Source organism: Lysinibacillus contaminans, assembly GCF_001278945.1.
GTDB classification, from domain to species: domain Bacteria; phylum Bacillota; class Bacilli; order Bacillales_A; family Planococcaceae; genus Lysinibacillus; species Lysinibacillus contaminans.
The window spans coordinates 1104634-1126913 of the sequence record NZ_LGRV01000003.1 but is presented as its reverse complement, the minus strand read 5'-3'; the positions used below and the strand labels follow the sequence as shown (position 1 = coordinate 1126913).

The window sequence follows — 22280 nt, the reverse complement described above, 5'->3', positions numbered from 1 at the left end:
TATTTTTATAGCAAGGAGGAAGAAACTATGCTTAGCGTCGGACAATTTTTCTCTCGACATACTATTAGCTTTTTCATATCACTCTCCAGTGTTTCAATAGCAGCCATAGTGGCAAATCCAGGATACGTCCTTGGTGGTTTACTGTTCGCCGGAACTTATACCGCAAGTACTATGTTGCAGAAAATTAATCAAAAAAAGAAAGTGATGAAATTAGCAGGCATTTCAAAAGAAGAATATCAACATATTGAATCACAGCTATCATCAGCACAAAAACATATTCATACTTTAAGTCAAAACTATTTACGTGTGCGCTCTGTTAGCACATTTAAGCAGTTACTAGAAATGACACGTATTTCAAAAAATATCGTCAAAATCGTCAAGACTAATCCACAAAAGTTTTATAATGTGGAACAGTTTTTCTATGCACACTTACCTTCAGCTGTGCAATTAACCGAAACATATACGATGTTAACAAAACAACCCGTAAAAGATAAAGAAATTCAATTAACATTGGCTCAAACACGGGAAACTTTAACAGGTTTAAATGATACCATTCAAATTGACTTAAAAGATGCGCTTTCGAACGATATTGACCATTTACAAATGGAGATAGAGTTTGCAAACCGCTCGAATACACGAAAAAAAGAACAGCTAGGATGGCGAGGAGATAACAAGTGACAGTGAATAGAGAACCGGCAATTAATCTAGAAGCATTAAATGGTGTGTCCCCTCTTGTCCAAGCTTATTTAGCCGCACCTTCTACACAAGAGGCGATGAAAACGTATGAAACGCTTTCGCCTCCTGCTCAAAGTCGGGCCCTGTTACTCGCCAGTCAACTTGATTTGTCGAATTTTGAATCCGTCCTTTCCTTAGGTCAAGGTTCTCAACGTGCACTTTCTCAGTTTGCCGATCAAATGTTGTCACAAATGAAACGAAAAGATGTAACGAAAATCGGGCAAATGCTGGACACATTAATGCAAACACTCGATCGTGTAGACCCAGCAGAATTAGAGCCCAAAAAACCGTCTTTTTTCAACAAGTTATTTGGAAAAAGTAGCCCAACATTAAAACAAAAGCTAACAGATTTTGAACGTATTAGTATACAGGTTGAACGTATCGGCATACAGCTAGAACGAGCTCAATTCCAACTACTAAATGATGTCGAGATGCTAGAACAGCTATATATGCATAATAATGACTTTTTCGAGGGACTAGCAACCTCTATAGCTGCTGGACAGATGAAGAAACAACAATCGATTGAAACGGAATTACCTGCTAAAGTCGAAATTGTACAAATGAATAACCAACCACTCGCTATCCAACAGCTTAATGACTTTGTCGCGCAAATCGAGCGACTCGATCAGCGCATTTATGATTTACAAGTATCACAGCAAGTGGTTTTACAAACAGCACCACAAATCCGAATGATTCAACAAGCCAACCAAACACTCGCTGAAAAAATCGAATTTGCAATTGTTACCCTTATTCCCCTATGGAAAAATCAATTAGCTATGATGTTGTCGATGAATATGGATCAGCAATATTCACAGCTAGAAGATAGACTTGCGCGTGCAAATGACCGCTTTACAGAGAGTCCTTCTTTTGAAGTGCAGTTATCTAAATTTAAAGAAACACAGCATGAACTTAAAACAGCTCTTCAAGATTTATTTTCGCTACATACTAAGACTGAAAAAGATAAAGAACATTTACAAGAAGTAGCCGAAATGAAGAGTACTAAAATGATTTAGGTGAATGTCCTAGTATTGTCTAAATAACGTAAAAGAGCATGCATAGGAGTTTATCCTGTACATGCTCTTTCTTTAGCTCACTCAAAGTATTCTTTATAGTAGCCGCCAACATTACCTGTGTTGTCGATGATGAAAATGAACTCATCCGTTTCATTTTTCACTTCGTATTCTTTACCTACTGTTAACACGTTTGACACCAAATATTTCGATGCATTCGTATGTTTACAAGTAACTGTACGTAATGTTGGTGCATCTTTCCATTTTAAATGTAACATAATTTCTCTACCTCTCTTTACTAGCACTAAGCTAACCGCTTATTGTCTATTTTATACGATTTCTGTGCTTTTGTGGAGAAAAAAACCATACTATTTCATATTTCACATAAGAAAGTGGTATTCAAGCCTTTATCCACTTGAAATCTATTCGATTCAACTGATTTATTGGGTGTCTAGACACCACAGTGTCTAGCTATAATGTTACAATACTATTAAGAGGTGTTCAAATGAGTTTTGGTGGTGTTCCGCAATGGTTTTTCATAATCGCCGTCGCGTTTGCAGTTTGCTTCGTTTTATATGCAGAATGGAATTCTAGAAAATAAGTGAGTCCGGTTTAGCGGGCTCACTTTTTCCTTTCTATTCTATTTCCAGGCAATCCCTTGATTATTTCAATGTCCGTTTTAAAAACTCTTTCGTACGATCGTGCTCTGGATTTACTAATACCTTTGAAGGTACTCCCTCTTCTACGATAACGCCTTTATCCATGAAGACTACGCGGTCTGCTACTTCTTTCGCAAACTCCATTTCATGCGTTACGATAAGCATTGTATTCCCTTCATCTGCAAGCTTACGCATAACTTTTAACACTTCCCCCACCATTTCAGGGTCAAGAGCTGATGTTGGTTCGTCAAACAACATTACTTCTGGATTCATAGACAGTGCACGTGCAATTGCAACTCGCTGCTTTTGTCCTCCTGATAACTGACGAGGCTTTGCATTGACATACTCCGACATACCTACGACATCTAAATATTTCATGGCCACTTTTTCAGCTTCTTCTTTCGAACGTTTCAATACTTTCACTTGTCCGACTGTACAATTTTTTAATACATCATGGTTATTGAATAAGTTAAACTGCTGAAACACCATACCTAAATGTGTTCGATATTCCTGAATATTATGCTTTTCATCTAAAATATTTTCGCCTTTATAGATGATTTGACCACCGCTCGGTATTTCGAGTAAGTTAATGCAACGTAGAAGTGTCGATTTACCAGATCCTGAAGAGCCGATTAAACAAACAACCTCCCCTTTTTGCACTTGAAAATTTACATCTTTTAACACTTGGTTACGTCCAAATGATTTACTTAAATGCTCTATTTGAATGACTGCCATTTGTTCGTCCCCCTACATTGTTTCTTTCTGTTCTTTTTTATATGCATCTGGCCCATCAAGTCGTTTTTCTACATAAAGTAAAATGCGAGATGCTGTAAATGTCATAACGAAGTACAGTACACATGCTACAAAGAATGATTCGAAGTAGCGGAAGTTATTACCCGCAATCGATTTTGATTGGAAGAATAACTCCGTTACGCCGATTACACTTAACACCGCTGTATCTTTAATGTTCATGATTAACTGGTTACCTGCAGCCGGTAAGATGTTACGTGCAACTTGTGGTAATACTACGTGAATCATAATTTGAAAATGACTCATCCCTATCGCAGAAGCCGCTTCATATTGTCCCTTATCAATGGAAACAATACCACCACGCACAATCTCTGCCATATACGCTCCTGTATTAAGTGAAACTACTAAAATACCTGCTGTAATAAAGTGCATATCAATACCAAAAGCTATGTCTAATCCGTAATAAACTACCATTGCTTGTACAATCATTGGTGTACCACGGAAAAATTCAACGTAGCATGTCAGAATAAAGTTAAAAAGTTTTAAAATATAATGCTTTACGTTCTTTTTACGCGTTGGAATGGTATGCATAATCCCGATAAAAAATCCGATAAATGCACCAATAATTGTACTAATAGTAGAAATTAGTAGCGTATAATATGCCCCTCGTAAAAACATTTGCCAGTTGTTTTCTATAATTGAAACGATCCATTCAAAACTCATGCTGTTCCTCCTAACAACGACTGTTGTTCGTCTTATGTATAAAACTACACGGACCACCACTGTAGCCCGTGCATCCTCACATTACTGTGCTGCTGGTTGTTGTAAAATTGCGTCTTCCATAATTTGTTGACGATCATCTTCAGAAATACCTTTTAATATTTCATTGATTTTTTCAATATTTGCATCACCTTTGCGAGCACCAACTGCTATAGATGTATTTGAAATATCAGTGTCAAAACCTTTTTCACCTTCAAATGATACGAATGTGAATTTTTCGTTAGCAGCTTGTGCTGAGATTCCTTCTGGTCGTTCTGCAACGTAACCATCAATCTTCCCTGCTTCTAATGCTACGCGCATTGCTGGGAAGCTTTCCATAGCTGTTTGTTTTTCGACACCATTGATTTGATCGATTACATCGTAGTTTGATGTGTTTAACTGTGATGTAACTTTAGCACCTGAGAAATCTTGAATAGATTTAGCATTTTCATACTTACTTCCTTTTTTTATAACCATTACGAAATCCGAAGTGTAATAGTTTTCAGTGAAATCGATAGTTTTTTTACGCTCCTCAGTCGGAGACATCCCTGCAATAATTGCATCAATTTTTTCTGATTGAAGTGCAGGTACTAAGCCATCCCACTCCATCTTTACTACAACTAATTCTTTGCCTAAACCTTCAGCGATTTTTTTCGCCATCTGAATATCATAGCCACCTGCATATTCAGCATTGTCTGCAATTTTCACTGCACCATTTGCATCACCTTGTTGTGTCCAGTTGAATGGAGGATAACCAGCTTCCATCCCAATGCGGAACTCGCCGCCTTCTTCAGATGCAGCACCACCACCTGTTGTTTCCTCTTTTTTGTCGCCAGTGCCACACGCTGCTAGCATGATTGCAGTCATTACTGTCAACATGAATAATAACGATTTTTTCTTCATGAAATCTTCCCCTTTTCTGTAAAAAAATAAAGCAACAGTATGAAAAAACGACCTAAGTTTAGAACTTAGGTCGTACGTTATCAGCAGTTGCCCAAATCCTCACTATAGCTTCCATGTTTCCGAGATAGCACAACCTAGTAAACTGGAATTATATTTACTAGGACAGTCCTGCAACTATTGATTGCAGACCCAGCATAAAAGTACGAGCTCCTTTTATGCTTCGGCGACATTTCCTTCTTCATTGCGTCTTCGCTTGCTTTTACTCAACAATGAACTAATAAATATCGCGCCTCTACCTCACATAGATCGTGAGGTTAAATATTTAATTGATACATAGATACTACTATAATATAGTACTTTAAGTCAAGAAAATTTCTTCATTTTTCAGACTATTGATAAATTAACTAAGATTTAAAAAATTAAGTTATGTAAAAAAGAGCTCTATACCCAAATCAGTACTAGACAGCACATTCTACTAAAGGCGGACGCTTTCCAGGTGGCGAGCCTTGATGTCGCCACCTTCCGTTCCATGGGTTTATTTATAGTGGGGTTTATTATAAGTCAAGTATATGTTTTGGGAATAACTCAAAAAAGGGAATAAAATTTTAATTCTAATTATTTGTTTCCTTCTCTATAGGCAATTGATTGACTGCACTTTGAAATGAGATAAGCAAAATACCTTACCAACTACCAATCTAATTAGATAAAACGATTCATTGCATCTTTTAAATACAAGAAAAAGCCTTGCAAAACAAACTCGTTTTGCAGGGCTTTTTGGTAACTACTAATTATGAATTTAACAATAAGTCTTCTGGATTTTCAAGAAGCTCTTTAATTGTTTTTAAGAACCCTACAGAATCTTTACCATCAATAATACGGTGATCGTAAGATAATGCTAAGTACATCATTGGACGGATTGCTACTTCACCGTCTACTTCAACAGGGCGTTTTTTAATTGAGTGCATACCAAGGATAGCTGCTTGTGTACCATTCATTATTGGTGTTGACATTAATGAACCGAATACACCACCATTAGTGATTGTGAATGAACCACCAGATAAGTCACTAAGACCTAATTTTTTGTCGCGTGCTTTTTTCGCTAATTCCGCAATTGAATCTTCAATTTCAGAGAAGTTTTTACGGTCAGCATCGCGTACAACTGGCACAACTAGCCCTTCTTCAGTTGATACTGCTACACCGATATCAAAGAAGTTATTTAAGTGAATTTCGTCTCCATTAATTTGAGCGTTCACGTATGGATATTTTTTAAGAGCTGCAACTACTGCTTTTGTGAAGAATGACATGAAGCCAAGTTTAGAGCCTGTTGACTCAAAGAATTGGTCTTTTTTACGTGAACGAAGTGCCATCACATTTGTCATATCTACTTCATTGAACGTAGTTAACATCGCTGTTGATTGTTTAACTTCAAGCAAACGTTTTGCAATTGTTTGACGACGACGGCTCATTTTTTCAACTGTTACACGTGATTCGTCAATTGCCACCACTGCTTTAGGTGCTGCCGCCGCTACAGGGGCTACAGCCACTGGTGCCGTGCCGTGAGCTGCTACGTCTTGTACACGTACGCGACCTTGTGGATCTACTGGAGATACAGCTGCAAGGTCAATCCCTTTTTCGCGAGCAAGCTTACGTGCTGCTGGAGAAGCGATAACGCGTTCGCCGGAAGATTCTTCAACAACTGGAGCAGTTGCCACTGGTGCAGGTGCTGCTTGTGGAGTTGGTGCCGTCGCTTCTACTGGAGCAGTTGCCACTGGTGCAGATGCTGCGCCTTCGCCAGCTTCTACAACTGCGATGACTTGTCCTACAAGAACAGTATCACCTTCTCCAGCAATAATTTGTGTTAATACGCCAGCTTCTTCAGAAATGATTTCTGCATTTACTTTATCAGTTTCAAGTTCAACGATGAACTCACCTTTTTCTACACGGTCGCCCACTTTTTTAACCCATTGAGCGATACTACCTTCTGTAATTGATTCTGCTAATTCAGGGACTTTAATTTCAGCCACTTTCATTTCCTCCTTTGATGTTTACAAACATCTCATTTCACATGTAAGGCTACCATAGTTGTAGCCCCACATGCCATAGTTATATCAAATTCTCCTGGCGTTTCACGGCCAATGAAACCAGTAAATTATTTAGTTAAAGCTTCTGCTAGTAATTTTGCTTGTGCAGCTTTGTGAGAGTCAGCGTCACCTTCAGCTGTAGAAGACATTGCTGGACGACCAACATATGTTAACTTTTTACCGTTTTCGTTTGCAATATCAATCATGTATTGCGTTGCAAATAAGTATGAACCTTGGTTTTTCGGTTCTTCTTGTACCCATACAAGTTCTTTTGCATTTGGATAACGTTTCACGATATCTGCAATTTTCTCTTCTGGGAATGGGTAAAGTTGTTCTACACGTACAATGTGTAGGTGGTCAAATTCCGAACCATCACCAATCTGATCTGCTAAGTCAATTGTTACTTTACCAGAACCGAATAAGATACGTTCTACTTTAGCTGGATTGCCTCCAAGACCTTCTTGTTCTAGCACTGTTTGGAAACTTCCTTTAGAAAGTTGTTCCGCAGTTGCACCAGCAAGTGGGTGACGAAGTAAGTATTTAGGTGTTACAACAACTAATGGACGAATTGCTTCTGTGCCTAGCATTGCCGCTTGACGACGTAATAAGTGGTAGTAGTTTGCTGCGTTTGAGCAGTACGCTACTGTCCAGTTATTTTCAGCAGAAAGTTGTAAGTAACGTTCCATACGGCTTGAAGAGTGCTCTGGACCTTGACCTTCGTAACCGTGTGGTAATAGCATTACTAAGCCCGTTTTTTGGCCCCATTTAGCACGACTTGAAGAGATAAAGTTATCGAACATTACTTGAGCCATATTCGCGAAGTCGCCAAATTGAGCTTCCCAAACAGACAAGTTGTTTGGATTTTCCATGTTATAACCATATTCGAATCCTACAACACCTGTTTCAGTTAGTGGTGAATTGTAAACTGCAAATGAAGCTTTAGCACCCGAAACATTGTGAAGCGGTGTAAACTCGCTATTGTTATTTTTGTCATGTAACACTAAGTGACGTTGAGAGAACGTACCACGTTGTGCATCTTGACCTGTAAAGCGTACTGAACGACCATCTTGAATGATCGTTGCATAGGCTAAAGTTTCTGCATGACCCCAGTCGATTTTACCAGTTTCAAATGCTTCTTCGCGCTTTTTCAAAATTTTAGAAAGTTTATTTTGTGGTTCGAAACTTTCAGGCCAAGCAAGTAATTCTTCGTTTATTTTTTTTAGACGGTCTTTATCTACACCTGTCTCTACAACTGGGAAACCATCTTTTACTGCATCTGGCATTTCAGTTGTAATATGTTCTGCAGTTTCCCCTACTTCTTTAACATGATCGTAAGAAGCTTGCATTTCAGCATAAATAGATGTGTCTAATGTTGCTACTTCTTCGTTCGTAACAACACCTTCAGTTGCTAATTGCTCTCCGTAAAGAACACGAACTGTTGGGTGTTTCGGCACGATTGCATATGTTTGTGGGTTAGTTACTGTTGGGTCATCAGTTTCGTTATGACCGTAACGACGGTAACCTATTAAATCCACTAAAATATCTTTACCAAATTTTTGACGGTATTCAAATGCAAAACGTGCTACTTGCACGACTGCTTCCGGTGCATCCGCATTCACGTGTACAATTGGCACTTCAAATCCCTTAGCTGGGTCAGAAGAATACACAGAAGAACGAGAATCAAAATGTTCCGTAGTGAAACCAATCATATTATTTGAGATAATATGGATTGAACCACCTGTTGAGAATCCATTTGTTTTTGCAAAGTTTAATGTTTCCGTTACAATCCCTTGACCCGGGAATGCAGCATCACCATGCACTAAAATCGCTAATGATTTAGATGCATCTTGTGTTGGTGCACCCGCATGTGTTGTATCATCTTGTGCAGCACGTGTTTGACCAACAACAATAGGTGCTACAACTTCAAGATGTGATGGGTTGTAAGCTAGTTTAATTTTCATGCCTGATGGGCTTGTATATGTAGCACCCATATGGTATTTCACGTCATTAGTCCAACCTTTTGTAATTTCTAATGAACCATCTTTTGGTAAGAAGTGTTCATTTGAAACGTGTGCAAAGTCGGCGAACATCATATCGTACGGCTTACGTACAATATGAGTTAATACGTTTAAGCGACCACGGTGAGCCATACCAATTTGGATATTTTTCATGTTAATTGCACTTGATTGATTTGCGATTTCGTCCATTAAAACAACTAATGTATCTAAACCTTCAATTGAGAATCGTTTTTGCCCTACAAAAGTTTTATGGATAAATTTTTCAAAGCCTTCAACGCGAGTCAAACGATCTAAAATCGCTTTTTTCTCTTCAATAGAAAGTTTAGCTTTTAAAGAACCAGATTCGATTTTACCTTGAATCCAAGCACGTTCTTCAGATTGCGCAACATGTGCAAATTCAAAAGCAATTTTGTCGGTATATAAAGATTTAAGGTAATTAATAGCATCTCTACCATTATTAACGCTTACAGGAACGTCGTTAAAGAAAAGCGTTGCAGGCATTTCAACTAGGTCACCCTCAGTTAAGCCATATGTGCTTAACTCAATACGTGATGTGTCTAAATGACGATCCTTTAAAGGGTAGATATCAGCGGCTAAATGCCCTTGGTTACGAATAGTATCTGCAAGTTGTACTGCAGCTAAAACTTTTTTGAAATTACCCGGTTCAACATTTACTGCTTCACTTACTTCTCCAGTAGCTAGTGCAGGTGCACCAAACTGTTGGAATAGAGTAACTAATTCAGCTTCTACTTCATCAGGAGCCTGTAAGAATAAGTCGTATTGCTCCATCACATATCCTAAGTTAGGACCAGAGAAAGCTGACCATGGAGAACTTACAGTTGTAACGTTGTTCGACATGAAAAATAACCTCCAAATTTTGCCAATAGGCAGTTCCATTAATTAAATTACAATTAATTATATAATATTTCCACGTTCATTAATAGGCTGTTCGACACAATTTATCCACAATTTAAAGAACGTTTTTTCCATCTCAATCTTACTACTCTTCACAGAAAATACAACACTTTTTAGAAAATTAAGCATTTTTTTTCATGAAGGCTAGAATAATTAAATAAAGCGCGTACATTTCTTACTATTTTAGCGGAATTTTCACAAAGAAAACGGTTCCAACATTCACTTTGCTCTTGACTTCTATTGTTGCATTATATTTCCCAATTAACATTTTCGTAATGCTGAGTCCTAAGCCCGTTCCACCGATTTGACGATTTCTCGCCTCATCTACTCGGTAAAAACGATCAAAAATATATGGTAGGTTTTCTTCCGCAATACCGATACCGTTATCGGCAATTTGAATCAATATAAAATTTCCATTTTCTTCAATCGAAACTTTTACTTCTGGCGTTTTTTCACAATAACGTATGGCATTCTCTATTATATTGCGGACGATTTGACTTAGTGCATTTTCCGTCATATATATTGGTCGAATTTCTCCAGATTTCGACACCATGATTCGCGCCTCCGGATAAAGTTGTTCCATCTCGGCAACAACACCTTCTACTACAGCTTCAACATTAGCTTGGCTATCTTCACTTTTTTCCTCACGACGTGCTAGTTCAAGTAGTTCCTCTATCATCTTACGCATGCGCACAATTTCTGTAAGTGATGTATCGATAGACTCCTCTAAAATTTCAGGATCATCTTTGCCCCACCTTTTTAGTAAAGAAAGGTGGCCCTCAATTGCTTGAATCGGAGTGCGTAGTTCATGCGAGGCATCTGCGATAAACTGCTGTTGTTGCGTAAAAGAAATTTGCAGTTCATTCATCATCGCATTATACATTTTTAGCAAATCCCCTATTTCATCTTGTGAAGTATACGATAATTGAATCGGTTCGTTGAAGCCTTTATCCATTACTGTTTTCATTGAACTACGTAATTCGTGTAGTGGCTTCATTAAATAATTTGCTAAGTAATAGCCGATCGAACCCGACAGCAGGAGTGCTCCAAGACCTGCAATAAGCATTGCTATTAATAAATAGTTCATTAGTGACTGATATTGCGTTAGTGGATGAATGACTTGTAAATAACCATGAAATAACCCAAGTCGAATCCGCTCATTCGCAATAAAGGCACTTGTATTATCTATCTTCAATCGAATAATTTCCATATCATTCGTTAATGGAGCGGCCTTAGAAGCATCATTAATACGTAAAATTTCAATACCATCAACATTAAAAATACGTACAGTTTGATTACGGTCGACAATAGAGTTCAACAGACCTGTATTTTGTTGTAATTGTTGAATGTCCACGCGGGCTCCTTGCTCCTCAAAAAATGAAGTTAAATCATCTCTCGTACGTTTAACCTTACTTTCTTCCTCATTCAAAAGCCAGGTATGGAGCGACACATAAACAACTACACAAATAATAGCATAACTAATAAAAATAACTGCACTTGATGTCAGCATCCATTTTCGTTGCAATGACTGATGAAGTAAACGCTCTTTTAACATCTTCATTCGCGCATCACGTATCCTACGCCACGTACGGTCTCAATATAGTCATTCATCCCTCCAGGAAGCTTCATTCGCAAGTGACGAATATATACATCAACTACATTGGTCTCAATATCCGTCTCATAGCCCCACACAGAAGATAAAATTAGCTCCCGTGTACACACACGGTTTTTATGCTCAACTAATAACTTAAGTAGGTCATATTCCGTTTTCGTTAAATCTAGCTTTTTCCCTTGTACTGACACATCATAAGCAGCAACATCGATTTCTATATCACGACAAGTTAGTATTACATTACCCTTTTTTTCAGGAGTTACACGTCGTAAAATCGTGCGAATTCTAGCAAGCAGTTCTTCAATTGCAAACGGCTTAACTATATAATCATCAGCCCCGGCATCTAGACCTGCAACTCTATCCATTACCGCATCACGAGCCGTTAATAATAGAATAGGCACTTGTGACTGTGCACGAACACGACGGCAAATTTCTATACCATTTAGGCTCGGTATCATAACATCTAACAAAAGCACATCGAAATCTTCAGTCAGAGCAAACTCCAAACCATCTCGTCCATCGAAAGCAACTGTGACTGCATAACCCTCGTGCATTAGTTCTAGCTCGACAAAACGTGCAATATTTTTTTCATCTTCAACTAATAATATTTTTTTAGACATGAAATCACCTTTTATTTCTTTTAAGTCTGTTCTTTTATAGCATAACATCAAATAAAAGGCCTGTACCACAAGTAGATACTCGTTTGTACAGACCTTCCTATTCTTTTATGATCCGATAATGTACAAGTTATTTTTACCTAATTCTTTTGCCTTATAGAGTGCTTGGTCTGCTAAATCTAATAGCTCATCCAACGTTTTCCCATGATCTGGATAATAAGCAATCCCCATGGAAGCGGTCGGCGAGAAATGATGTTGTTCAATTGTCCATCCGGCCTGTAATTCTTTTCGAATACGGCTAATAATTTGCATCATTTGTGCTTGTCTAGCCTCATAATCTCGTGTTAAGCCTGTTAAAACCACTATGAATTCATCGCCACCGATGCGGATAACCAAATCATGACTGCGAATAGATGTCATGATGACACTGCCGAATTTCCGGATAAAGGCATCCCCTGTTTCATGACCAAATTGATCATTGACTTCTTTAAAATTATCACCATCAATGTAAATCATGGCAAAACTCGTATGATCAATATTCGCATTTGCTAAAACTGTAGGGAATTCTTTTAGTAAATATCGACGATTTGGTAACTGTGTCAAACTGTCATGATAGGCTAAATACAGCAAATTGTTTTCTCGTTCTTTACGATGCGTAATTTCACGGGAAACCATCATAATTTGTGAAACCGTTTCACGATCTGGATCATTGACAACGGTTACATTCCCCTCTGTCCAAATGGGTAAGCCAGTTTTTGTTTCTAATAATAGTTCAAATTGTGTATCCGATTGGCACTCAAAATTATTTAAATAATTTTGCCATGCATTTTTGCTTTCATCGGCAACGATTGAACTATAAAATTGGCCTTGTAACTCGCTTGATTCATAGCCTAGATAGTGGGTATAAGACGGTGATGTATACATAATAATACCGTCTTCATTTGTAATAACGATTAAATCATTTGTGTTTTCTGTAATAAGTCGAAAAGTGCGCTCAATATTTTTTAATTCCGTTAACATTCTCTTCTTATCTGTAATATCATAGTTAATGGATAAAATTTGTTCAGTTATACCCGCTTCATTTTTCAAAGGTATAATCGTTACATCCATCCAGTAAAAAGCATGATATTTTGTGCGATAACACAATTCTCCACGCCAAATCTCACCTGCATGAAGCGTTTTTTTCATATTAGTTAAGTAGTCCTCAGGATGGTTTCGGGTTTCTATAAAATCAAATGGTGTTCCAACCAAATTTTCTTTCGAATAACCCATTATATTTAATAACATTTCATTAATATCTATAATACGACCATCTACATCTAAAATTGCAATACCTGCTGCGGAATTTAGTGCTGCTTTAAACACTTCAAAACCATGCGTTTTTAATCGAAGTTCCACTTTTTGCTCAGTAAACTCGGTAATGTCCTGCAGTATTATGAATACTGCAAAAGAATCGTCCCCCTGCATTACAGGTGAGAACGTAGCTAAGTAATAACGCTCATACTTCTCCACCGTATGGAATGTAAGTATTTCCCTTGCGATATTTTCCCCCATTGAAGCCCGTTTTATATAGTCAGTTATTGCACTTATCTCAGCTTTTGGGATTATAGGTAAATGTATAAAAGGTTGTTGTTTAATTTGTTCATTACACAACCCAAACTCATTCATAAAATTAGCATTCACTTCCAAAATCTCTCCCGTATTTGAGAGGATTACCGTAGAAAAAGAAGCATGGTCGAACATCGAGCGCATAAAAAGAAACTTGTCTTCAATATTTCGATCATACAAGATCTCTTTTGTAATGGCTAAAATATATTGTTCATGGTTCATGGTAATCGGACGAACGGACGTTTCATACTTTCTAACTTCCGCATTATAGTATGCATAATCACCATAATCTATTTGTTCATTTGTCAACGTTGCTTTATTGTAATTATCTATAATAATTTCTGCATTTCGATTAGACATAACCGCCGAAATAGTTTGTCCAATCACATCATAGGAATATAATGATTTTGCAGCATCATTCAATCGAATGTATCGATAATCGTTGCCGCATTTTCTTAATAGGAAGGCAAAATCTTTGCCCATAAATACTTGCTTAAATTGTTCTTCTGTAAAAAGGTGCTCCACTTCATCACCCCTCACCTATAAAATAATTGTTAATATACATTAAGGTTATGGAAATCAATTTGCATTACTTATACTTTTTAAGAACTTCTATTAAGATATACAAAATCAGCAATCTTAATTATAGCATATATTCGTATGCTTAAATTTCTAGAAAGCGAAGGATTATTCTCTTTTTTGAATACAATTTAATCACTTCTCTTTTTTTGAGTACATTAACATGGCTGGCTTGCCATTTCCAATTTACCACCTAATTTTTTCTATTCTAGACTAAAAACTTCACTCTTAACATAAACTGAAAAAATAGAAGTAAAGTTACTTTATCAGAATAAACTGATAATTTAACATATTTTTTGTATTATCGAGTAAATATGTTGCATTAAGTAGTAAACTCGTTATAATATATTAAAAAAATAACCATTTTTCGGTATGGTGGCAAAATCGGTAAGACAACGGGATATTATGGATTTCATAGTTTTAACGTCTAGTTCTTTGGGTTTTTAATTCCAGTACGAAATTGAGTTTACTTCTTTATATCATCATTATTGATGGTATCGGAATTGCTTTAACTACCCTAGTAAAGGAGGCGTTTCGTATGCTCAAACATCGAGACCTACATGAATGTACAGAGCTTTTTGAGCTATTGTCACACCCTACTGTTTTTCCATTCGTTCGTCAAAAAGCCACTTCAGCAGATGAATACTGGTTTATGACAAAACAACTAATTGAAGAAGAAGCGAGAGGACTCGCTATTTCTAGGACGATTACCGATGATTGGGGGCAACCAATCGGCACCATCAGTATTCATGATGTGCAGGACGGTGCAGGCTTCCTCGGAACGTGGATTGGCCTCCCTTATCAAGGTAAAGGGTATAATCAAAAGGCAAAGTCGCTTTTTTTGAATGAACTCTTTTTTGATTACAACTTTCATACGGTTTTTTTGCGTATTCGAAATGAAAATGCTAAATCAGAACGAGCTGCACTAAAATTACCTTATGTTGTATGTGCTAACGAAAGTCATCCAACATTATTAGAACAAGTAAACGATGGTGAAGCTCAGTTTAATTTATATAAAATTACACGTGATTTATTCTATTTGACTACTGCCAACCACATGGAAGATGGCGAAGAGCAGGCCATGTAAAAAAATGAAGTTGACAAAGAAAAAGCTAGCTACGAAGTCGATTATGACTTTGTAGCTAGCTTTTTTGTCATTTCTTATATTGTAAAATCAATTTCGCCATTTCTTCTGACGTCTTCGGTGTTTGTGTTTTTTCCATAGTTGCAACCATTTCCGATTTCCGTGACACTAACGTATGAATGGATTTAATAAATGTTTCCTTCGTTAGTGCCTCTTCCTCCAACACTTCAGCATAGCCTTGCTTTTTAAATAAATTAGCATTTAAAATTTGATCACCACGGCTTTTTTGTGCAGATAGTGGAATAAGCAACATCGGTTTATGCAATGCTAAAAATTCAAAAATTGAATTTGAACCTGCCCGAGAAACAATAAAATCTGCTGCATGCAATAAATTCGGTAGCTCCGTCGTTACATATTCGAATTGCTTATAGCCTGGCATTTCATCAAGTGCTTTATCAGAATTGCCTTTCCCGCATAGATGGATAATTTGAAAAGTCTGTAGAAGTTCAGGTAAATTATGACGCAGTGCCTCATTTATCACAACTGAACCTAGACTTCCCCCCATTACAAGAAGAACAGGCTTTTCTGGAGTAAATCCACATGCTGCAAGTCCTTTCGCTTTATCTCCACTAAACAACTCCTGACGAATAATCGAGCCCGTACAAGTCGCTTTTTCTTGTGGTAAATGCTGCAATGTTTCTTCAAAAATTGTGAAAACATGTGAGGAAAATGGAAGTGCTATTTTATTGGCTAAGCCTGGTGTCACATCTGATTCATGGATGACAACGGGGATACCCGACATTTTCGCTGCCATAACAACCGGTACCGACACAAAGCCGCCTTTAGAAAAGATTACCTGTGGCTTTACTTTTTTGATGATGCGGAATGCTTGCATCACACCAGCCAGTACACGAAATGGATCGGTAAAATTCTTCATCGAGAAATAACGACGCAGTTTTCCACTTGAAATCCCGTAAAACGGCACTTGCGGAAACGCCTCGCCGATTAATTCCTTTTCAATTCCTTGCTCTGAACCAATATAATGGACATCATAACCTAGTTTAAGTAAAGACGGGATAATCGCTTGGTTGAGCGATACATGGCCAGCAGTCCCACCACCGGTTAAAATGATTGTTTGTTGTTTCACGTAAATTCTCCTATTCTAAAAAAGCTTTTGGCATAGCCCGTAACTTTACATAAAGTAAGTATTACTATGCCCTTTTTGGTGTTGTTTTATTGTCGCACAGAAATTAATTGTCTCAAAAATATGTTCAAAACAACTAGTTTTGTTTACAGTCTTTTATTTTACTATATGCCTTGTAAAAGAGATAGATGAAACCACCGACAATTTTTTCCGTAAAACAAAACAATTATGGTATACTATTGATTTATTATGCAAAAAAGGAAGAAGTCATCATGTATGAAACAACCACGTTAAAAGAGAAATATGTATTAATGTTAAAAATGATTGTGCCGATTTTAGTAACACAAGTTGCCATTTATTTAATTTCGTTTTTCGATATTTTAATGTCGAGTCGCTATGGAACGACTGATTTAGCAGGCGTCTCTATTGGTGCCTCGATTTGGATGCCGGTCTACACTGGACTTTCTGGTATTTTACTAGCGATTACACCGATTGTTGCACAACTTGTCGGGGCAAAAAAACAAATGGATGCGAAAAAAGCCGTACAACAAGGGATATATGTAGCGTTACTGCTAGCTGCCATCATTTTTATCCTTCTGTTATTGAGTATTGACTGGATGCTCGGTAATATGCAACTCGAAGCCTCCGTACATAAGATTGCCGAAGCTTATATTTATGCAATGTGTGCAGGTCTTGTACCACTCTTTTTATTTTTTGTATTACGTTGCTTTATCGATGCACTTGGAAAAACTCGTGTGACGATGATTATTACATTGCTCACAACGCCAATTAATATCTTTTTGAACTATATTTTCATTTTCGGCAAATTCGGTGCACCCGAACTTGGCGGAATCGGGGCTGGTGTTGCGACTGCCATTTCATACTGGTTAATTTTCTTTTTTACAGTATGGATTGTTGCAAAGCGCGTACCTTTTGATAGTTTTCGTATTTTCAAAGATTGGCCGAAGCTGGAGTGGTTACGTTGGAAAGAAATTCTACTCATCGGTGTACCGATTGGGCTATCACTCTTTGCAGAAACAAGTATTTTCTCTGCTGTTACGATGATGATGAGTAGCTTTAGTACCGAAATTATTGCAGCACATCAGATTGCTATGAATTTCACCTCATTGTTATATATGGTGCCACTGAGCATCTCCATGGGCGTGACAATTTTAGTTGGATTTGAAGTTGGTGCAGGACGCATGCATGGCGCAAAAGTGTACAGTTACTTGTGCGTTGGGACTGCAGTAATATTCAGCTTTCTTTCAGCACTTATTTTATTCATGTTAAGAGAACCGATTGCAAATATATATTCATCTGATGTTGTAGTCCTTGAATATGCCGTTCAATTCTTAGTGTTTGCAGCAATCTTCCAATTGTCTGATGCTATTCAAGCGCCAGTTCAAGGAGCACTCCGCGGCTATAAAGATGTTACGATCACGTTTATAATGGCAATTATCTCTTACTGGGTTATTGGATTACCTGTTGGCTATATGCTTGCAACCTATACAGATTTCGGTCCATTTGGCTATTGGATTGGTCTTGTTACTGGATTGTCTGCTGGCGCGATAACCTTATCAATCAGATTATTGCTTGTACAAAGAAAATACAAAATAGCATAGAAAAAGGGAGAGGCAGTCTAGCTTCTCCCTTTTTCTATTTCTAGACATAAAAAAATCACCCTGCAACTTACGACAGAGTGATTTCTATTGTTATTTTTTAATGAATTGTTGTGTCCAATGGTAACCCGTTTCTACAAAACCAACACCGATATGTGTAAAGTCTGCATTTAAAATATTTGCACGGTGCCCTGGTGAATCCATCCAAGCTTGTACGACCTCTTGAGGTGTACGTTGACCCTTAGCAATATTTTCACCTGCTGATTTATACGAGATCCCAAGAGCTTTCATACGATCGAAAGGTGAACCAAATGTCGGGCTCGTATGCGAGAAATAGTTTTTCGATTGCATATCTTGTGATTTTTCACGCGCGGCTGCCATTAATTTTTCATCCGTTTGGAACGGTGCTAAACCAGCCTTTGTACGCTCTGCATTCGTTAATTTTACTACCTCTTGTTCAAAAGCATTGACATCAGTCGCGTTAGTTGACGGCTGCGTTGTTGTTGTTGTTGTTGGAGCAGTCGTATTTGAATTATTTTTTTGCGAATTGTTTGTAGACGGTTGTGATGTTGGCTTTTTTGAAGACCATTTATATTGATAGATTTTATATTTTGTCGTCTGTTTGACTGTTGTCCCCTCAGTTGTAGTTGAAGTTGCAGCAGAAGCCAATTGAATTGGAGCTGCTAATAAAAGTGTGACACAAATTGCAATGAGTGTTTTTTTCATTTTGCAATTCCTCCTCTCTGCAACCTATCTTAAAGGACGATTTTATAAAAAATCCTACCAACAACTGCTAGATTCACCACTTGGGAAGTAGATTCCTTGAAACAAGCGTTTTATAGCTATGGTTTTTAGGAAATTTGTCCAGTCTATGAAATACTTACGTTTCAAATAGGGTTGACACTATTTGAATCTTGTTATAAATAACGCTAGTCTTTGTCATATTGGACGCCAAAATAGATGCTCGCTACCACCGTAAATCCATGTTCAATTTCATCAGCATCTTCATGATTAATACCAAAGCTAAAATATTCTTCTGGACCTTGTGCAAATTGACCAAGGGCTATTTCTTGCTCATTTTCACTTAGTAACTGAATGTTTGGCATCGGTAATTCACCTGTATAATTCGCTAAATTTTGAGTTATAAAATAGCCACTTTTTCTTGATAACTTATTTTCTACTGTAAATGTGAAATAGACATCATTTACTTCTTCGCGTACCCATATTTCAGTAAGCACAATTTGAGAATTTCCGACCCGTGTCACGACCTCATGCATATTTTGACGCTTATTTGTGTCCAACTCAAACCAATCTGGCTTTATAAAGAATTTAACAGCCCTATATTCCTCACCAATAGTAGATCGATAACCATCTCCAATCAATACGCTTTCTTTGATAGTTTGTGAATCATAATTATATTGATGAATCAACCATCCACATATAATTATGAGGATGCCTAACACTATGTATAAAACCTTTTTCAAGAAAATAAACCTACCCTTCAATTTAAAAAGCTAGAAATCAATGATTCGATTTCTAGCTACAATTTTTAGTCGACACCAATCACTTGGACATTGCCAACATTTTCTCCGATGATGACTAATTTAGCTGGCATTTTCACAAACTCTGGTAGCCATTGGACCATACCATATGCATATTGAAAGAGCATCGGATTTTTCACACCTTCAATTGGCACAAAGCCCTTCATTCGATAAACAGAATCCGGCAGTTGACGTACCCAATCTTCAAACTGCTCTTGTGTAAACGAGCCTTGCTCAAACTCCACTAAGCGAGATCCTAATTGCATAGAAGATACCGAAGCCTTCACTACATTCGATTTATCTATTGGTGTTGTTGCAGCTAAACCTTCTAACAAATGCAGTGGCACACGACCATTTGTTGTTTGCAAAATAAATGCTTGTGGATTAAAGCCTTGTAGCTCATAAACTACTTTCGCCTGCTCTTCTTCTGTCAGTAAATCAGTTTTATTGGCAAGAAGTAAATGTGCATGACGAATTTGCTCCATAAATAAGGAACGTAACTGTGGTGTTAACACATCACGATTCAGCCATAGTTTACTATCTGCTACAGTCACAATTCCTTTAATATTTAATTTTTCCGCAAATAGAGGTGAATACACAGCATCTAGAGCCTCCACAGGATGTGCTGCTCCTGTTGTTTCAATTATCAGTACATCAAATTCATTATCTAAAAGAAGCGACTGAATTTGCGCTTCCGTTTTCTCAGCTCCTGAGCAGCAAATACAGCCCTCTAGCATTTCTTTTAGGGGGACATCCTCCTCCACTGCTTGCGAGTCAAAAGGTAGCTTGCCCAGTTCATTCATAATCACAGCAGGCTTTAAGCCCTTTTCCTTTAGTTGCCGAATTACATCAGTTAGCATCGATGTTTTCCCACTGCCTAAAAAGCCACTAAATAAATATACATCTTTCATATAAAAAATCCTCCTACGTAAAAAGCTGTCGCAAGCTTGCCGTACGAGACGACTGCTGCGACAGCTAATGTGTTAGTTTGTTGTTTCCTCAGTTTTCACTTCGTTGTTAGTAGTTGTTAGAAGTTCTTTAGCTTTCAGTACTTGAGGATCGTCTTTTTTCAGTTTCGCACGTAACGCATCCATTAAAGCATACGTAGTATCGCCTGTTAGCACGCCTGTTTCTTCTAAATCATTTGCTGCTTGTAGCTTTTTCACCGCACGAGTAGTATAGGCATCAAAAATACCGTCCGCTTTTCCTGGTTCGAAATCCAGAACTTCAAGCATTTCCTCTGCAGCTTTAACAGCATCCGATTCCAAGCCCTCTTTCATTTCAATAGAAGCATCTAAGTATGGAAGAGAGGCATACGAAGGGTATGCTACTTCAACATCTGGTTTAATACCTTTTTCATTAATCCAGTTGCCGTTAGGTGTTAGCCATTTACCTGTAGTGAATTTTAAGATAGAGCCATCTGTCATAGGTTTCGTCGCAGCTTGAACTGTTCCTTTACCGAAAGATGTTTCACCAACGATTTTAACACCTACCGATTCACTTAGCGCAGCTGCTAAAATTTCAGATGCTGATGCACTGCCATTATCAATCAGCACAGTCATAGGTAAATCGTATTTTTTACCGCTAGTTGCGTTTGTAACAACAGGGTCTTCATCTTTATTTTGAACTTGCACAATCGCTTTACCCTCAGGGACAAATAAATTTGAAATTTCAACTGCTGCATCTAAATAGCCGCCAGGATTTTGACGGAGATCTAATACTATTCCCTTCATTCCTTTAGCTTCGTATTCAGCTAAAATAGTCGTTAACTCTTTTGCTGTACTTTCATTAAAAGAAGTGATTTGAATGTGAGCAATGTCACCCTCTAGCATTTCACCATAAACCGTTTCTACAGGAATATCATCCCGTACAATCGTCATGGAAATAGGCTCTGCAGTTTCCCCACGTTTTACAGTTAACTTTACAGAAGTACCCTTTTCTCCACGAATCAATGCAACGGCTTCAGTTGCACTAAATCCTTGAATGCTTTTACCATCAACTGTTAAAATAATATCTTTTGGTAATAACCCTGCTTTTTCTGCAGGTGAATTTTTTATTGGTGACACGACTGTAATAAAGCCGTTGCGTTCTTGAATTTCTGCACCGATTCCTTGGAAACTAGACGATAGACCAGAGCTAAATTGGTCCGCTTCATCCTTCACCATATAATCTGAGTACGGATCTTCTAATGCGTCAAACATACCGTTAATGGCACCATCAATCACTTGTTCATCATCAATATCCTTGTAGTATTCGTTTTTAAGTGCATCAAATGCTTCATATAATTTCGCAAATTCTGTTCGTTCAATTGGTACTTTTACTTCTACTACTTTCTTTTCACCGAAAGTTAACGCAAAAATCGTTAAGCCCGCAGTAATTAAGATTGTTAAGAACATGAGCATAATAAATTTAAACGGTTTAATCTGTATAAATTTACCCGCTGGTTTTACTTCTTCTTTCGGTGTTTGCTCTGGTTGTTCTAATCCATCTTTTTTCTGTTCATCCATCTTGATTGTCACCACTCTCATATACACTAACTTGTTGTCACACTAGTACCATCTTAACAGGTTATAGAGTAGACGAAAAGAAAAAGACTGTCAAAATTTCATGACCGTCTTTCCCTTTCACCAAACTTTGAAAAACTAG

The 22280-nt window shown here is 37.6% G+C and carries 18 protein-coding genes and 1 riboswitch; of the genes, 4 read left to right on the top strand and 14 right to left on the bottom strand.

What is annotated here, in order from left to right:
* The first annotated feature begins 27 nt into the window (after positions 1 to 27).
* Positions 28 to 678, top strand: a complete 651-nt coding sequence (locus tag AEA09_RS07705) for a 5-bromo-4-chloroindolyl phosphate hydrolysis family protein (RefSeq protein WP_053583281.1) — start codon at positions 28 to 30, stop codon at positions 676 to 678.
* Complete coding sequence (locus tag AEA09_RS07700) at positions 675 to 1748, top strand: toxic anion resistance protein (RefSeq protein WP_053583280.1); 1074 nt, start codon at positions 675 to 677, stop codon at positions 1746 to 1748. Before AEA09_RS07705 ends, AEA09_RS07700 begins: the two co-directional genes overlap by 4 nt.
* A gap of 77 nt (positions 1749 to 1825) precedes the next feature.
* On the opposite strand, the gene AEA09_RS07695 is transcribed toward AEA09_RS07700, so the two are convergent.
* From AEA09_RS07695 to AEA09_RS07655, 9 genes are all read right to left on the bottom strand, one after another.
* On the bottom strand, positions 1826 to 2023 hold the full coding sequence (locus tag AEA09_RS07695; RefSeq protein WP_053583279.1) for a DUF6501 family protein: 198 nt from the start codon (positions 2021 to 2023) through the stop codon (positions 1826 to 1828).
* Positions 2024 to 2407: 384 nt separating this feature from the next.
* On the bottom strand, positions 2408 to 3139 hold the full coding sequence (locus tag AEA09_RS07690) for an amino acid ABC transporter ATP-binding protein (RefSeq protein ID WP_053583278.1): 732 nt from the start codon (positions 3137 to 3139) through the stop codon (positions 2408 to 2410).
* A 12-nt stretch (positions 3140 to 3151) separates the two neighbouring features.
* A complete protein-coding gene (locus AEA09_RS07685; RefSeq protein ID WP_053583277.1) occupies positions 3152 to 3877 on the bottom strand; it encodes an amino acid ABC transporter permease in 726 nt (241 codons plus the stop codon).
* An 81-nt stretch (positions 3878 to 3958) separates the two neighbouring features.
* Complete coding sequence (locus AEA09_RS07680; RefSeq protein WP_053583276.1) at positions 3959 to 4816, bottom strand: transporter substrate-binding domain-containing protein; 858 nt, start codon at positions 4814 to 4816, stop codon at positions 3959 to 3961.
* A 117-nt stretch (positions 4817 to 4933) separates the two neighbouring features.
* A riboswitch (Lysine riboswitch) is annotated at positions 4934 to 5119 on the bottom strand.
* 485 nt (positions 5120 to 5604) lie between these two features.
* Positions 5605 to 6840 carry a 2-oxoglutarate dehydrogenase complex dihydrolipoyllysine-residue succinyltransferase gene (gene odhB / locus AEA09_RS07675; protein ID WP_053583275.1) on the bottom strand — a complete coding sequence of 412 codons (1236 nt, stop codon included), beginning with the start codon at positions 6838 to 6840 and terminating at the stop codon, positions 5605 to 5607.
* Positions 6841 to 6965: 125 nt separating this feature from the next.
* Complete coding sequence (locus AEA09_RS07670; RefSeq protein ID WP_053583274.1) at positions 6966 to 9773, bottom strand: 2-oxoglutarate dehydrogenase E1 component; 2808 nt, start codon at positions 9771 to 9773, stop codon at positions 6966 to 6968.
* Positions 9774 to 10008: 235 nt separating this feature from the next.
* A complete protein-coding gene (locus AEA09_RS07665) occupies positions 10009 to 11391 on the bottom strand; it encodes a sensor histidine kinase (RefSeq protein WP_053583273.1) in 1383 nt (460 codons plus the stop codon).
* Complete coding sequence (locus AEA09_RS07660; protein ID WP_053584651.1) at positions 11388 to 12062, bottom strand: response regulator transcription factor; 675 nt, start codon at positions 12060 to 12062, stop codon at positions 11388 to 11390. The genes AEA09_RS07665 and AEA09_RS07660 overlap by 4 nt, the downstream gene beginning before the upstream one ends.
* Before the next feature lie 105 nt (positions 12063 to 12167).
* Complete coding sequence (locus AEA09_RS07655) at positions 12168 to 14192, bottom strand: diguanylate cyclase domain-containing protein (RefSeq protein ID WP_053583272.1); 2025 nt, start codon at positions 14190 to 14192, stop codon at positions 12168 to 12170.
* A gap of 592 nt (positions 14193 to 14784) precedes the next feature.
* On the opposite strand from AEA09_RS07655, the gene AEA09_RS07650 reads away from it, so the two are divergent.
* Positions 14785 to 15333 (top strand): GNAT family N-acetyltransferase, encoded by a 549-nt coding sequence (locus AEA09_RS07650; RefSeq protein WP_053583271.1) that lies wholly within the window; start codon positions 14785 to 14787, stop codon positions 15331 to 15333.
* Between the two features lie 67 nt (positions 15334 to 15400).
* On the opposite strand, the gene AEA09_RS07645 is transcribed toward AEA09_RS07650, so the two are convergent.
* On the bottom strand, positions 15401 to 16477 hold the full coding sequence (locus AEA09_RS07645) for an undecaprenyldiphospho-muramoylpentapeptide beta-N-acetylglucosaminyltransferase (protein ID WP_053583270.1): 1077 nt from the start codon (positions 16475 to 16477) through the stop codon (positions 15401 to 15403).
* Between the two features lie 269 nt (positions 16478 to 16746).
* Here AEA09_RS07645 and AEA09_RS07640 point away from each other — a divergent pair, with 269 nt between their 5' ends.
* On the top strand, positions 16747 to 18096 hold the full coding sequence (locus tag AEA09_RS07640; protein ID WP_053584650.1) for an MATE family efflux transporter: 1350 nt from the start codon (positions 16747 to 16749) through the stop codon (positions 18094 to 18096).
* A 90-nt stretch (positions 18097 to 18186) separates the two neighbouring features.
* Here AEA09_RS07640 and AEA09_RS07635 read toward each other — a convergent pair whose 3' ends face one another.
* From AEA09_RS07635 to AEA09_RS07620, 4 genes are all read right to left on the bottom strand, one after another.
* The gene (locus tag AEA09_RS07635; RefSeq protein ID WP_053583269.1) at positions 18187 to 18819 is read right to left on the bottom strand and encodes a CAP domain-containing protein; all 633 of its coding nucleotides are present in this window, start codon (positions 18817 to 18819) and stop codon (positions 18187 to 18189) included.
* 203 nt (positions 18820 to 19022) lie between these two features.
* Positions 19023 to 19577, bottom strand: a complete 555-nt coding sequence (locus AEA09_RS07630) for a hypothetical protein (protein WP_156312088.1) — start codon at positions 19575 to 19577, stop codon at positions 19023 to 19025.
* Positions 19578 to 19642: 65 nt separating this feature from the next.
* Positions 19643 to 20545: a CobW family GTP-binding protein gene (locus tag AEA09_RS07625; protein ID WP_053583267.1), complete on the bottom strand. Its 903-nt coding sequence runs from the start codon at positions 20543 to 20545 to the stop codon at positions 19643 to 19645.
* Between the two features lie 72 nt (positions 20546 to 20617).
* Entirely contained in the window at positions 20618 to 22141 is a 1524-nt protein-coding gene (locus AEA09_RS07620; protein ID WP_053583266.1) for a lmo1851 family serine protease, read from the bottom strand.
* Positions 22142 to 22280: the final 139 nt, after the last annotated feature.